At 69.8% G+C, this 13,371-nt stretch carries 14 protein-coding genes; 10 read left to right on the plus strand and 4 right to left on the minus strand.

All coding sequences use genetic code 11. The annotated features are described in order from the left end of the window. Window positions 1–178: 178 nt before the first annotated feature. Window positions 179–727, minus strand: coding sequence for a 1,2-dihydroxy-3-keto-5-methylthiopentene dioxygenase (locus KBY65_RS11870; RefSeq protein ID WP_094561437.1), 549 nt, complete (start codon window positions 725–727; stop codon window positions 179–181). Window positions 728–782: 55 nt separating this feature from the next. Between KBY65_RS11870 and cobI the strand changes: the two genes are divergently transcribed. Together cobI and KBY65_RS11880 are read left to right on the plus strand one after the other, a co-directional pair. Then, window positions 783–1,538, plus strand: a complete 756-nt coding sequence (cobI, locus tag KBY65_RS11875; protein WP_233128731.1) for a precorrin-2 C(20)-methyltransferase — start codon at window positions 783–785, stop codon at window positions 1,536–1,538. A 13-nt stretch (window positions 1,539–1,551) separates the two neighbouring features. Next, window positions 1,552–2,265, plus strand: coding sequence for a DUF4079 domain-containing protein (locus KBY65_RS11880; protein WP_255001696.1), 714 nt, complete (start codon window positions 1,552–1,554; stop codon window positions 2,263–2,265). Here the strand turns inward: KBY65_RS11880 and dusB are convergent. Beyond that, window positions 2,256–3,284, minus strand: a complete 1,029-nt coding sequence (dusB, locus tag KBY65_RS11885) for a tRNA dihydrouridine synthase DusB (protein WP_255001698.1) — start codon at window positions 3,282–3,284, stop codon at window positions 2,256–2,258. The genes KBY65_RS11880 and dusB overlap by 10 nt on opposite strands. A gap of 28 nt (window positions 3,285–3,312) precedes the next feature. Here dusB and KBY65_RS11890 point away from each other — a divergent pair, with 28 nt between their 5' ends. Beyond that, window positions 3,313–3,792 (plus strand): DUF1823 family protein, encoded by a 480-nt coding sequence (locus tag KBY65_RS11890; protein ID WP_255001699.1) that lies wholly within the window; start codon window positions 3,313–3,315, stop codon window positions 3,790–3,792. A gap of 36 nt (window positions 3,793–3,828) precedes the next feature. Here KBY65_RS11890 and KBY65_RS11895 read toward each other — a convergent pair whose 3' ends face one another. Then, the gene (locus KBY65_RS11895) at window positions 3,829–5,445 is read right to left on the minus strand and encodes a gamma-glutamyltransferase family protein (protein WP_158217077.1); all 1,617 of its coding nucleotides are present in this window, start codon (window positions 5,443–5,445) and stop codon (window positions 3,829–3,831) included. A gap of 364 nt (window positions 5,446–5,809) precedes the next feature. Here KBY65_RS11895 and KBY65_RS11900 point away from each other — a divergent pair, with 364 nt between their 5' ends. The 7 genes from KBY65_RS11900 to proC all read left to right on the plus strand — a co-directional run bounded on the left by KBY65_RS11900 (window position 5,810) and on the right by proC (window position 12,723). Further along, a complete protein-coding gene (locus KBY65_RS11900) occupies window positions 5,810–7,708 on the plus strand; it encodes a carbon-nitrogen hydrolase family protein (RefSeq protein ID WP_255001700.1) in 1,899 nt (632 codons plus the stop codon). Window positions 7,709–7,918: 210 nt separating this feature from the next. Then, window positions 7,919–9,286, plus strand: coding sequence for a ribosome biogenesis GTPase Der (der, locus tag KBY65_RS11905; protein ID WP_094561432.1), 1,368 nt, complete (start codon window positions 7,919–7,921; stop codon window positions 9,284–9,286). Window positions 9,287–9,317: 31 nt separating this feature from the next. Further along, complete coding sequence (locus KBY65_RS11910; protein WP_255001701.1) at window positions 9,318–10,250, plus strand: CbiQ family ECF transporter T component; 933 nt, start codon at window positions 9,318–9,320, stop codon at window positions 10,248–10,250. A 52-nt stretch (window positions 10,251–10,302) separates the two neighbouring features. Then, entirely contained in the window at window positions 10,303–10,569 is a 267-nt protein-coding gene (locus KBY65_RS11915; RefSeq protein ID WP_094561450.1) for a PipX family protein, read from the plus strand. Window positions 10,570–10,573: 4 nt separating this feature from the next. Further along, complete coding sequence (locus KBY65_RS11920; protein WP_369802058.1) at window positions 10,574–11,233, plus strand: YggS family pyridoxal phosphate-dependent enzyme; 660 nt, start codon at window positions 10,574–10,576, stop codon at window positions 11,231–11,233. Between the two features lie 115 nt (window positions 11,234–11,348). Continuing rightward, entirely contained in the window at window positions 11,349–11,900 is a 552-nt protein-coding gene (locus tag KBY65_RS11925) for a cell division protein SepF (protein ID WP_094561429.1), read from the plus strand. 7 nt (window positions 11,901–11,907) lie between these two features. Next, window positions 11,908–12,723 carry a pyrroline-5-carboxylate reductase gene (gene proC / locus KBY65_RS11930; RefSeq protein WP_255001702.1) on the plus strand — a complete coding sequence of 272 codons (816 nt, stop codon included), beginning with the start codon at window positions 11,908–11,910 and terminating at the stop codon, window positions 12,721–12,723. Window positions 12,724–12,745: 22 nt separating this feature from the next. Here the strand turns inward: proC and plsY are convergent, their stop codons facing one another. Continuing rightward, entirely contained in the window at window positions 12,746–13,366 is a 621-nt protein-coding gene (gene plsY / locus KBY65_RS11935; protein ID WP_254988702.1) for a glycerol-3-phosphate 1-O-acyltransferase PlsY, read from the minus strand. Between the last annotated feature and the right edge of the window lie 5 nt (window positions 13,367–13,371).

Consider the following 13,371-nt stretch of genomic DNA (forward strand, 5'->3'; position numbering starts at 1 on the left):
GAAAAGCCCAATCTTCGGGATCCTTGGCCTCCTTCTTCTGACTGTTTCTGGCGTGCCAACCATGGCAGAGCAGCGTGGCGGGCCGAACTCCGGTGGATCACGTCCGCAGACCCCTGCCGAATTGTCCAATAGCGACAACCCTTGTGGAGCCCAGCAGCGTCCCTGTGGGTGGTAAGAGCTAGTCGAGCAGCGGAAACTGCGCAGCGATGCCATCGCCGGTGAACTGGGCCACCCAGCCGTCGGGGTTGTCGAAGAAGCGGATGGCGGTGAACTGCGGGGCGGAGCCCATGTCGAACCAGTGCTTGGTGCCGGCGGGCACCCGCAGAAAGTCGCCGGTCTCACAGTGCACTTGCAGCACCTCTTCGCCGATGTGCAGGCAGAACAGCCCGCAGCCCTCCACGAAGAAGCGCACTTCGTCTTCGCTGTGGGTGTGCTCGGCCAGAAACTTCTGCCGCAGGGCCTGCCGCTCGGGGTGATCCGGGGTGAGGCAGATCGCATCCACCGTGGGGTAGGTGCCGCTGGCCTGCACCCGGGCGATCTCCGCGGCATAGGCCGCCAGGATCTCGGCCGGCTCGGCGTGTTCCGGGAGCTCCACCCGGGCCGGCCAGCGCTCGAAGCCGATGCCGCGCGCGGCCAGGGCTTCGCCGATCAGGGCCGGATCGCTGCTGGCCAGGCTGGCCGCGGCGGGGCTACCGCCAGCGGCCGGGAAGATCTGCAGATGGCTCATCGCACCAGCGCGCCCACTGACGTGAGCCTAGAAAGGGCCCCTCAGCAGCCTGTGTGTGATTCCCCCCTCGAGTGCGCCTGCCGCCGTCGGCCTCACCCTGGTGGGCGTGGGCCCCGGTGATCCGGAGCTGCTCACGGTGGCGGCGGTGCGGGCGATCCAGGCGGCGGCGGTGGTGGCCTACCCGGTGGCGCGGCTGGAGGCTGAGGGCATGGCGGCGGCCATTGCTTCTCCCTGGATCGACCCGGAGCAGCGGCGGTTGCCGCTGCTGTTTCCGATGGTGACGGAGGCCGAACCGCGCCGGGCGGCCTGGCACGCCGCCGCCGATGCCCTAGCGGCGGAGGTGGCGGGTGGCCGCGCCGTGGTGCTGCTGTGCGAGGGAGATGCCTCTCTCTACGCCAGTGCCTCCTATGCCCTGCTGGCCCTGGCGGAACGCCATCCGGCCTGCCCCGTGGCGGTGATCCCCGGCATCACTGCGGTGGCGGCTGCAGCAGCAGCAGGCCGCTGGCCCCTGGCCCTGCAGCAGGACGCCCTCTGGATCCGCCCCACCCCTGACACCGCCGCGGCACTGGAGGCGTTGCTGGCGGAAGCCCGGGCGGCTGGGGCGGTGCTGGCCCTGCTCAAGCTGGGCCAACGCTGGCGCTGGGTGCGGCCGATTCTCGAGACCCGGGGCCTGCTGGAAGCGGCATTGTTTGCCCAGCGGGTGGGCTGGCCCGACCAGCTGCTGGCCGCGGCCGCGGCGGTGCCCGGCGAGGAGCAGCCCTACTTTTCGCTGTTGCTGATCCGCCAGGGTTGGCCCGAGGTGTTGCCATGACTCAGGTGCTGCCATGACGGCCATCGACTGGTTCTCCCTGCTGCACCCGGTCCTGGTGATCTTGTTTGTGTACCCGGTGGTGGGGGCCACGATCCGGCTGGGGATCCTGGTGCGCGAGAAGCGCCTGGGGATCACCCAGCAGCCCGCCCTGGTGCCCCGCGAACATGCCGACCACGGCCGCTGGCTCATGGCCGGGGTGGTGGTGGCGGTGTTGATCGCCCTCGTGTACTCCTTCCTCAGCAAGGCCGCGGAGCCCGGAGCGGCTTTTGCCGGAGGGGCAGCGCGCCTGGTGCTGCTGATGGTTGTGGCGACCGGCACCCTGGTGGCGCTGCTGGCGCTGCTGAAGGTGAAGCGGCCAGCGCTGCGGGCCAGCTTCACCCTGCTCACCTGGGCCGGTCTCCTGGGCCTGGGTAGCCAACCGGAGATCTGGCGCCTCTCCGACAACCCCTTCAGCGGGGCCTTCTGGAGCTCCCACTACTGGAGCGGGGTGCTGTTGACGGGGCTGCTGCTGTTCAACCTGGCGGCCCGGCCTGAAATCACCCGCCACCTGCGCTGGCGGCGGCTGCACATCGCCTCCAACCTGCTGGTGCTGGTGTTGCTGGCGGTGCAGGCCATCACCGGCAGCCGCGACCTGCTGGAAATCCCGCTCAGTTGGCAGAAGCCAGCGATCCACCGCTGCGATTTTCAGAGCCGCATCTGCCCGGAGCCAGCTGCTCCTCAAGCCTGAACAGCCGCTCCGCACTTTCCCAGCTGGCCTGCGGCCCGATCCAGCAGCTCCAGCGCCTCGGCCGGGGTGGGGGCCCGCATCAGGGCGTGGCGCAGCTGGGGGGCGCCGGCGAAGCCGTTGCAAGTCCAGCTCATGTGCTTGCGGGCGATCAGCAGGCCGTGGTCACCCTTGGCTGCCACCAGGGCCCGCAGCTGCTCGGCCGCCAGGGCCAGCTTCTCGGCAGGGCTGGGGGTGGGCGGCACCGGCTGGCCGGCCAGGGCCGCATCGAGTTGGCCCACCAGCCAGGGGGCGCCCATGGTGCCTCGGCCCACCATCACGCCATCGGCGCCCGTTTCCGCCAGGCAGCGCAACGCATCCTCCGGGCTGTTGACGTCGCCATTCGCGATCACCGGAATCGTGAGCGCCGCCTTCACCGCGGCGATGGCGGCCCAGTCGGCGCGGCCCTTGAAGCCCTGCTCGCGGCTGCGGCCGTGCAGGGTGAGCAGCTGGGCGCCGGCGCTCTCGAGCTGCTGGCACCAGGCCACGGGGGCGAGGTCGCTGCCGCACCAACCCAGCCGCGTTTTCACGGTCACCGGAATGCGCACGGCCGCGGCCACGGTGTCCACGATGCGGGCCGCCAGCTCGGGTTCGCGGATCAGGCCGCTGCCGCCGCCCTTTTTGGCGATCTTCTTCACCGGGCAGCCCATGTTGATGTCGATCAGGAAGGCGCCGGCGGCCTCGGCGCGGCGGGCCGCCTCGGCCATGGCGGCGGGGCGGTGATCAAACAGCTGCACGCCGATCGGGCCGGCTTCGCTGGCGAGCTCCTCCACCTTCTCCAGCCCGAAGCCCAGCTCCAGGCTGGTGGCGTTCACCATCTCGGTGAACAGCAGGGCATCGGGGGCCCAGCGCCGCACCAGGCCGCGGAAGATGCGGTCGCTCACCCCCGCCAACGGCGACTGCAGCACCCGGCAGCGCAGGGCGCGCGGTGTGCCGTTGCCGGCCAGCTGCAGGGGTGTCTGCGGGGGAGAAGCGGTGATCATGGTGATCCGATTGTGATGCTCCAGGCCGATGGCTTCCGTTCAGGCCGCCGCCAGCCCCGATCCCTTCGCCCTGAGCCGCGAATTGCTGGAGGCGGTGTTGGCCGACCGCCTCAGCGATCGTTTCGTGTGTGAGCTGATCTGGCCGCGCCTGGGATACGCGCAGAACGGCTCCGGCATCTGGAGCGCGGGCCCGGCTGCGGGCGCCGTGTGGCGGGAGTTCTTCCCGATCGAGCCCCAGTTCATCGCCGAGCGGCCGCCCAGCGTCGCCCTCACCCGCTCCATCCCCAAAGAGAACAAGCAACTGCTCAAGGAGCAGCTGGGCTTCGCGGGCTACCGGATCGGCGAGCTCTACCCGCGCCGCACCCGCCGCGCCACCGCCGTGAACTGGCTGCTGGCCCACCTGGCCGAGCGGGGCGAGCCCCTGGCGGATACGGGGCCGCTGCCGCCGTTGCTGGAGGCGCCGGCCGATCCGGTGGCGGGCCACCCGGGCGACTTGCCGGTGCGCTGACGGCGGCTGGCCGCCTGACCCCGCGGACGCCCCCCCTCAGAAGCCCAGGGCCACCCCATCGAGCCGGTGATCCACGCCGGCCTCCAGGCTGGTGCACTGGCCGGCGTCGTCGCGATGGAGGCGAACCATCTGGGCGCCCCCCTTGAAGCTGATGAAGCCATAGGAATCACCGAGCTGATGGCCGCGGGCCACCAGCTCGTGGCCCACGTCTGGCTTGAACTGGGGATCGATGTGCACCGCACCGGTCTGCATGATCAGCTTGAAGCGCGGGGCATCCACGGCCTGCTGGGGATTCATGCCCAGATCGAGGGCGTTCACCAGGATCTGGGTGAGCCCCTGGGGGTGGGCGTTGCCGCCGATCACGCCCATCACGAATTCCGGCAGCCCATCGCGCAGCACCATCGCCGGCAGGATCGAATGGCGCGGGCGGTGGCCCGGGGCCAGGGCGTTGGGATGGCCCGGCTGGCTGGAGAACTGGGCCGCCCGGTTGTTGAGCAGCACGCCCGTGTCGCCCGCCACCAGCCAGGAGCCGAACAGTCCGCTGATGCTGGTCATCAGCGAAACGGCGTTGCCCTCGCCGTCCACGGCGCACACATAGCTGGTGTCGCCTGAATTGCCGCCCTGGGGCCGGGTGGCTGGCCTGGCCTGGGCACTGATGCGGCGGCGGGCGGCGGCCAGGCCCTCCTGGCTGAGCTCCTGCTGCAGGCGCTCCAGCATCGCCGGGGTGGGCTCGCCCACCACGTCGATGGCCAGTTCAAAGCCCAGGCGGATCGCTTCGATCTGGTGGTGCAGCCGCTCCGCCTCGTGCATCGCAGCCAGGGGCAGGCCGTCGAGGATGCCAAGCGCATGCAGAGCCACCACCCCCTGGGAATTGGGTGGCAGGCCCAGCACCTCCCTGCCGCGGAAGCCCACGCTGAGGGGCTCCACCCACGCGGCAGCGTGCTGCTGGGCGGCCACGTCCGCCATGGTGGTGGGCACACCGCCTGCGCTGATCGTGCTGGCGATCGCCTCGGCTACGGGCCCTTCGTAGAGGCCCTGGCGGCCCTCCTGGGCCACGCGCTCCAGCGTGTCCGCCAGTTGCGGCAGGCGGATCAGCTGGCCCGGCTGAGGGGGAGCGCCATCGGGCAGAAACACCTCCCGCAGCTTGGCCGATGCGCTCTGCCCCATCAACGCGGCGCCCACGTCCCAGAACCCCGCGATCGACTCGCCCACCGGATAGCCCTGGCGCGCGTAGGCGATCACCGGCTCCCATAGTTGCTGCAGCGACCGCGTGCCGAAGCGCTCCAGCAGGGCGCACCAGCCATCCACGGCGCCGGGAATGGTGACCGAGGCTGCGCCGTGGTCCGGCATCAGCGGGACTGGCCCGATCCGCTCGAGGCTGGCGCCGCTCGGGGCTCGGCCGCTGCCATTGAGGCCAAACACCCGCTGCTCGTTCGCCGACCACACCAGCACCATGGTGTCGCCGCCCAGGCCGCTCATCATCGGTTCGGCCAGCGCCAGCATCCCGGCCATGGCCACGGCGGCGTCGACAGCGTTGCCGCCCTGCTCCAGCACCCGCAGGCCCACCCGGGTCACCAGGGGCGAGCTGGAGCTGGCCATGGCACGCCCGGCGAACACCGGGGAGCGGCGATCCAGAAAGGCAGGGTTGGCCATGGCGGCGTGCGGCTGTGGCGGTCTGGCCGCAGTCTGGTGCGGATGCTCCTTGCGCCAGCGGCTCAACCTTGTTGCAAGGTTCGCCATGTGGCCAGGTTCGCCAGGTTGCAAGGCTCGCGATCGGTTGCCCCCCATCGCTGCAGTTGATCCGGAGCGGCATGCCGATCAGCGGTGATCACCGCCGTGGCGGGAGCACCGAGAAGCGATGAGGAGGCTTGCGGCTGTGGGCAGGTGGCCAGCGCATAGCGGCCGGTTTGGCGACCAGCGGCAGGACGAGAGCAACGATCACCAGAAATGAAATAATCCATCAATGGCTGATGATGGTCATGGCATTGTACTACTGCACTGTGTGATTCCCACCTGAATGGCGACCCGATCCCTTCGGCGGTTTGCCGCTGGTTCCCTCGGCCTGCTCCTGTCCGGCCTGCTGAACAGCGGGGTGATGCTGCCGGCCAGGGCCTATGAGGGGAGACTCCCGGTGGGCGGGCGGCCGGTGAAGGTGGCCGCTGTGGACTTCATCCCCGCCTGGGGTGATCGGGACGGCAACATCCGCCGCCTTGTGGAGGCGGCCGAACGCGTGGCGGCCGAGGGCGTGCAGTACGCCGTGTTTCCGGAAACGGCGATCAGCGGCTACGACTTCGCAGATCCTGCCCAGCTGGCGCCCTTCGTGGACACCATTCCCGGCCGGGCCACCGATGCGTTGCTGCCGGTGCTGAAGCGCACCGGGTTGATCATGAGCGTGGGCATCGCCGAGAAGGATGCCTACACCGGCATTTTTTACAACACCGCATTGTTGCTGGGGCCGGACGGCATCATCGGCAAATACCGCAAAAACGGCCTCAATGGTCAGGATGTGCAACTGTTCGGCCCGGGCGATACCGATGTGGGCGTGTTTGACACGCCGATCGGCCGCATTGCCCTGATCATCTGCTACGACGACACCTACTGGCAGTACGACCGACTGGCCGCCCTGCGCGGGGCCCAGATCATCGGCTGGCATTCGGTGTCGGATCGGGTGATGCCGGGCACGCCGCCGGCCGCGGCCAAGGCGAATCACTCCACCGTGGCCAGCGTGCAACACATGAGCGCCCTCAACGGCGTGTGGGTGATCGGCGCCACCCGCAGCGGCATCGAGCGCAATCCGATCAACGGCAGCCAGCTCTATTACAACGGCGGATCGAGCATCTGGTCCCCCCAGGGCCGCAAGCTCGTGCAGGCGCCGGTGGTGCCTCCCCAGGTGCTGCCGCCCGGCTTGAACGGCATCTTCGCCACCACGATCATCCCGGCCGAAGCCGATGCCGTGCGCGAGCAGCGGTTGGCGGCACGCCGGCCCGCGCTCTACAACCCCCTGCTGGCCCTGCGGCGGGCACCCGTGGACACCACCGCCACCGCGACCCCGCGCCCGGTGCAGTTGGCCGCCGCGCAGTGGACTGGTGAGGCCTCGCGTCTCGGCAGCAGCCAGCCCCAGGCCAAGGAGTTGCTGGTGCTCCCCGAGCTCTCCGCCTTGCCGCGGGGTTTGCCGGCTGCTGAGATCAGCCGCCGGGCTGAGCGGCAAGGCGGCTCCTTTGAGCAGCTGTTGGCCCAGCGTGCCAAGGCCGGCAACGGCTACCTGGTGGGGAGCTATCCCGAGCGCGAGGGCTCCCGGGTGTTCCACACGGTGGCATTGGCCGGTCCGGCCGGCACCATCCTGGGCCGTTACCGCGCCACCCACCTCAGCGCGGCCGAGCGGGCCTGGGCCAGCGCTGGGGATGCCCCCACGGTGGTGAGCACGCCCCTGGGGCGCATCGGCCTGGCCACAGCGGGAGACCTGGCGGTGACCGAGCTCACCGGGCTGTACCAGACCCTGCGCACGGATGTGTTGGCGGTGCCCTCGGGTGATCCTTCGCCGTTGAAGGTGGAGATCGATCGCAAGCTCTACGCGGTGAGCGATCCACCCACCGGCCGCGCCGATCTCCATCCCTACCTGGCCGCCAAGCTCGGTCAGTTCTGGTTGGTGAGTGGCGGGCGGCGCATGGGGGACTCCACGGCCGCAGGGATCTTCGGCCCGGAACCGGTGGTGCACACGCCCACCCTCACGGCCGCGGCCGGTGCTGATGCGGTGCGCTACCGCACGGTGGTGCCTGCGGCGGGCACCTGGATCAACCAGCAGCAGCTGATCGACGGCCAGCGCAACGACCTGTTCAAGCCCCTGGTGCTCGACCCTGGCAATTCGTGCTTCCGATCCTGGAAGGTAGCGGGGCACGGCACCGTGGCTTGCCCGTGATGGGAATGCCCAGCTGATCAGCCCGTTCCGGCCCTGACGGGGCGCTTGGCCCGTTGGGCGCGTCGCCCGCAGCCTCGGCAACGGCAGGTGCTCCGATGGTGCTCACGATGTCGACCTGGCCCCGGGCGCGGGCCCCGACGGGCGTTCGGAGCGAACATCGCTGAGCCAGCCTGTAAGGTCGAAACAAGAACGTTGAAGGAATAATTCGTTTTGGCCTTACCGGTCGTTGCCATCATTGGCCGCCCCAACGTGGGCAAATCCACCCTGGTGAATCGGCTCTGCCGCAGCCGCGAAGCGATCGTGCACGACCAGCCCGGCGTGACGCGCGATCGCACCTACCAGGAGGGCTACTGGGCCGATCGCACCTTCCGGGTGGTGGACACCGGCGGCCTGGTGTTTGACGACGACAGCGAATTTCTGCCGGAGATCCGCGAGCAGGCCAACCTTGCCCTGGCCGAAGCCGCCGTGGCGCTGGTGATCGTGGATGGTCAGCAGGGCTGCACCGCCGCCGATCAGTCGATCGCCGAATGGCTGCGCGGCCAGGGGGTGCCCACCCTGCTGGCGGTGAACAAGTGCGAGTCGCCCGATGCGGGCCTGGCGATGGCAGCGGAATTCTGGGGCCTGGGCCTGGGCGAGCCCTTCCCGATCTCGGCCATCCACGGCGCCGGCACCGGCGACCTGCTCGACAAGGTGGTGAGCTTCCTGGCGCCCAGCGAGGAGCAGGAGGGCGAGGAGGAGCCGATCCAGCTGGCGATCATCGGCCGGCCGAATGTGGGCAAATCCAGCCTGCTCAATGCCGTGTGCGGCGAGAACCGGGCGATTGTCAGCCCGATCCGCGGCACGACCCGCGACACGATCGACACCACAATCGACCGCGAGGGCAAAACCTGGAAGCTGCTCGACACCGCCGGCATCCGCCGCCGCCGCTCGGTGAGCTATGGCCCCGAATACTTCGGCATCAACCGCAGCTTCAAGGCGATCGAGCGCTCCGATGTGTGCGTGCTGGTGATCGATGCCCTCGATGGCGTCACCGAGCAGGACCAGCGCCTGGCGGGCCGCATCGAGGAGGACGGCCGCGCCTGCGTGGTGGTGGTGAACAAGTGGGATGCCATTGAAAAGGACAGCCACACCATGCCGGCGATGGAGAAGGAGCTCCGCGCCAAGCTCTATTTCCTCGACTGGGCGCCGATGCTGTTCACCTCGGCTCTCAGCGGCCAGCGGGTGCAGGCGATCTTCCCGTTGGCCCTGCTGGCGGTGGAGCAGCACCGCCGCCGCGTCACCACCTCGGTGGTGAACGAGGTGCTCACCGAAGCCCTCAGCTGGCGCACGCCGCCCACCAGCCGCGGCGGCCGCCAGGGGCGCCTCTACTACGGCACCCAGGTGGCGGTGCGGCCTCCCAGCTTCACCTTGTTTGTCAACGAGCCCAAGCTGTTTGGCGACACCTACCGCCGCTATGTGGAGCGCCAGATCCGCGAGGGCCTGGGCTTCGAGGGCACGCCGATCAAGCTGTTCTGGCGCGGCAAGCAGCAGCGCGATGCCGAGAAAGAGCTGGCCCGTACCCAGAATCGTGGCCGTTGAGCCCAGGCCAGAGGTGAGAGGGAGCGGCTGAGTGGATGTTCTGCGCCAGATCCCCATCGGCCAGTTCGCCGCTCCGGATCCGGTGGAGGCGGCCGGCGGCGGCAGCTGGCTGCGCCGGCTCGACCCACGCCTGAAGCTGGCTTGGAGCCTGATCTTCCTGGTGACGCCGATCCTGGCGGGGCCGCTCTGGCGCCTCAGCCTGGTGGGCCTGCTGCTATTGATCACCGCCGTCAGTGGCCTGAGCTGGCGCCTGTGGCGCCGCAGCGTGCCGCTGCTGCTCGCCCTGGCCCTGCTGGTTGGCGGCTTGGCCGCGTTGTTGCCGGCGGGGTCGCTGCCACCAGCCCCTTTGCAACGCCCGCCGGTGGAGCTGCGGCTGGAGCCCGGCCCGCCCGGCACTGCACCGCCGGAGCGCTCTGGTGCCCGTTGGGTGCTGCTGCGCCAGGGGCCGCTGGTGGTAACCCGGCGCTCGGCGGAGCTCGGCCTCAATGGCGCCACGTTGCTATTCACGTTGGTGCACAGCGCCAACCTGCTGCTGCTCAGCACCGCGCCCGAGCAGCTGGTGTGGGCGATCAGCTGGCTGCTGGCCCCCCTGGGTCGGTTGGGCTGGCCGGTGGAGCGGCTCGGGTTCACCCTGCTGCTGGCTCTGCGGTTTTTGCCGCTGGTGCAGGAGGAGCTGCAGAACCTGTTGCGATCTGTTGCAACCCGGGCGGTGAATCTCAAGCGCCTGGGCTGGAAAGGGGGCCTCGGCCTGGTATTGGCTGTGGGTGAGCGGCTTCTGGCCAATGTGCTGCTGCGGGCTGAGCAGGGGGCTGAGGCGCTGCTGGCTCGCGGCGGCTGCTGGCTGGCACCTGAGCTGCTGCATCGCCCGCTGGTTGGGGGCCGGCGCCAGGGCCTGCTCAATGGCACGGCGGCGGGATTGCTGTTGCTGGTGCTCGTGCTGCGCTGGAAAGTCGGTGCCCTTTAATGGCAACTGACCGATCGCATTCGTGAGCAGCGCATTGGCGAGCAGCGCATTTGTGAGTCCCGAGCGCTATCTCAACCATCCCACCTTTGGGATGCTTTATCGGGTGGCGTCGGTGTCCGAAGGCCGTGATCTGTTTGCCACGCTGTATGCCCAGCGCATTTTCTTCATCGTCACCCTGCAGCCTCGGGGTGCCACTTTTGAGGTGGTTCCGCTGATGGATGCTCGCCACTACGCCGAACAGAATCTGGCAAGGGCCCGTCGTGAGGGTCCTGAGGCCCATGCCCATTGGCGTCAGTTGTTTGACCAGACCTTCATCTGAGCTGGTGGCTGACGGCGGGCTGCCTGAGCGATTGGCCGGCCTGCGGTTTGGGCTGCCCCCCGGCTGCCGCCTGTTGGCGGTGAGCAAGGGCCAGCCGACCGCCCGGATCCGTGAAGCGGTGCTGGCCGGGCAGCGCAGCTTCGGCGAGAGCCGGCTGCAGGAGGCTGCGGCCAAGCAGGCCGAGCTGGCCGATCTCGAGCCCCTCGACTGGCATTTCATCGGTCGCCTGCAGGCGAATAAGGCCCGCGGCGTGGTGCGCCATTTCGGCACGATCCACTCCCTCGACAGCCTGGAGCTGGCCCGCCGCCTGGCACGCATCGCCGCCGAAGAGCAGCGGGCTCCGGCCGTGCTGTTTCAGGTGAAGTTCCGCCCCGACCCCGCCAAAACCGGCTTCGAGCCGGCCGAGCTGCGTCGCCATTGGCCTGAGCTCAGCGGCCTGGCGCCGCTGCGGCCGGTGGGACTGATGACCCTGGCACCCCTGGGCCTCACGCCAGCTGAGCGCAGTGACCTGTTTGGCGACTGTGCCGCCCTGGCCACGGAGCTGGGCCTGCCGGAGCGCTCGATGGGCATGAGCGGCGACTGGCCCGAGGCGGCCGCGGCGGGCAGCACCTGGGTGCGCATCGGCAGCAGCCTGTTTGGAGCGCGGCCGGCCCCGTTGGGCTGAGCCTCCCGTTGACGGGGTGCGAATCCCGAAATCGGTGCGAATTCCGCTCTGAAACCCTTGCCGCCATTGGCGTGGGACGCTATTCAGGTGGAAAGCTTCCTGTGAGGTTCGCTCCGTGTCGTTGTTCTCCCGTCTGCGTGCCGTTGTCTCAGGAGACGACTACCTCGATGGCGACTACGACGACGAGCTCGATTACGACGGTGGCGAGCTGCCCGAGCCCGGTTTCACCAGCCGTGCCAGTGCTCTGGCCCTGAGCTCCGATTTCACGGCCGACGATCCTTTCGCCGGCACCAACGTGATCGGTATGCCTGGCCTGTCCACGGCCGCCGCTGAGGTAACCCTGATGGAGCCGCGCAGCTTCGATGAGATGCCCCGCGCCATCCAGGCCCTGCGTGAGCGCAAGACCGTGATCCTCAACCTCACGATGATGGAGCCGGATCAGGCCCAGCGCGCTGTGGATTTCGTGGCCGGCGGCACCTTCGCCATCGATGGTCACCAGGAGCGCGTCGGCGAGAGCATTTTTCTGTTCGCTCCCAGCTGCGTCACCGTGACCACGGCCGCCAGCGAAGAGACCTCCGCCTCCTCGATCGTGAGTCGGGAGAGCAGCGAGCCCCAGCAGGAGGCGGCCCCCAGCCCAGCTTGGGGACGCCAGGACGCCGCCATTTAGGGCCGTCGTGACGCCAACCTTCGGCGTGGTGGGCCTGGGCCGCATGGCCCAGGCTTTGTTGTGGCCCCTGCTGGAGGCTGGGCTGGTGGAGCGCGAGGGTGTGCGGGCTGTGGTGGCCAGTGAGGCCTCCGCCGCCAGCCTGCGCCAGGCCCATCAGTTGGCCGTGGACACCGATGCGGCCGCCGCCTGGACGGCACCGGTGGTGTTGCTGGCGGTCAAACCCCAGCAGCTGGAGGTTGCCGCCCGGGGCGCTGCCGAGGCCGCCGCGGCAGGTTCTGCTGCCCCATCGGGCGGCCTGCTGATCTCGGTGCTGGCCGGCGTCACCCTGGAGCGTCTGCAGCGCCTGTTTCCCGCTTGGCAGTGCGTGCGCGCTGTGCCCAACACGCCGGCGCTGGTGCGTGCGGGTCTCACCGGCCTGGCCTGCGCCGACGCCGTGCCGGCGGAGCGGCGGCGCTGGGTGGAGCAATTGTTTGCCCAGGTGGGCGAGGTGCACGAGCTGCCCGAAGCCCAGCTCGATGCCTTCCTGGCCCTCACCTCCTCCGGGCCCGCGTTTGTGGCGGTGGTGGCCGAGGCCCTGGCTGATGGTGCTGTGGCGGCGGGGCTGCCCCGGCGGCTGGCCCAGCGCCTGGCCCACCGCACCCTGGCCGGTAGCGCGGCCCTGCTGCAGGAGCGGGATCTCCATCCCGGCCAGCTCAAAGACATGGTGAGCTCTCCTGGCGGCACCACCATCGCCGGCCTGCGGCAGCTGGAGCAGGCTGGGCTGCGTTCGGCCCTGATTGAGGCGGTGATCGCCGCCGCCGAGCGCAGCCGCGCGCTGGCCTGAGCCGGCTCAGGCTTGAGTGCGGTCAGCCCTTGGAGGCGCCCAGCCGGGGCTCGGTGCCGGCCAGCAGCCGTTGGATGTTGCTGCGGTGGCGCCACACCACCAGCACGGTGGTGAGCAGGGCGAGGGCCAGGTAGGGCCAGCGCAGCCCCAGGCCCGTATCGGCAAACCAGCCCAGCATCAGCAGCGGCAGCGCCAGGGCCGCCACCACGCTGGAGAGCGACACGATGCGGCTGACGCTCAGCACGGCGAGAAAGATGCCGAAGCAGGCCAGGCCCACCGGCCAGGTGAGCCCCAGCAGCATGCCCAGGCCCGTGGCCACCGCCTTGCCCCCTTTCCAGCCCAGCCACACGGGCCAGATGTGGCCGGCCAGCGCCGCCAGCCCGGCCAGCACCACGCCAACCCCGAAGGGATCGAGCACGGTTTTGGCCAGCAGCACTGCGGCGGTGCCCTTGAGCACGTCCACCAGAAACACGCCCAGGGCAGGCCCCTTGCCCACCACCCGCAGCACGTTGGTGGCGCCGGTGGAGCCGGAGCCCTCGCGGCGGATGTCGAGGCCGGCAAGCCAGCGGCCCGCCAGGTAGCCGCTGGGGATCGAGCCGAGCAGGTAGCTGGCGAGCAGCACGGGCAGGGTGATCAGGGGCATGGCAG

Source organism: Cyanobium sp. Alchichica 3B3-8F6, from assembly GCF_024346435.1.
Taxonomy (GTDB): domain Bacteria; phylum Cyanobacteriota; class Cyanobacteriia; order PCC-6307; family Cyanobiaceae; genus Cyanobium_A.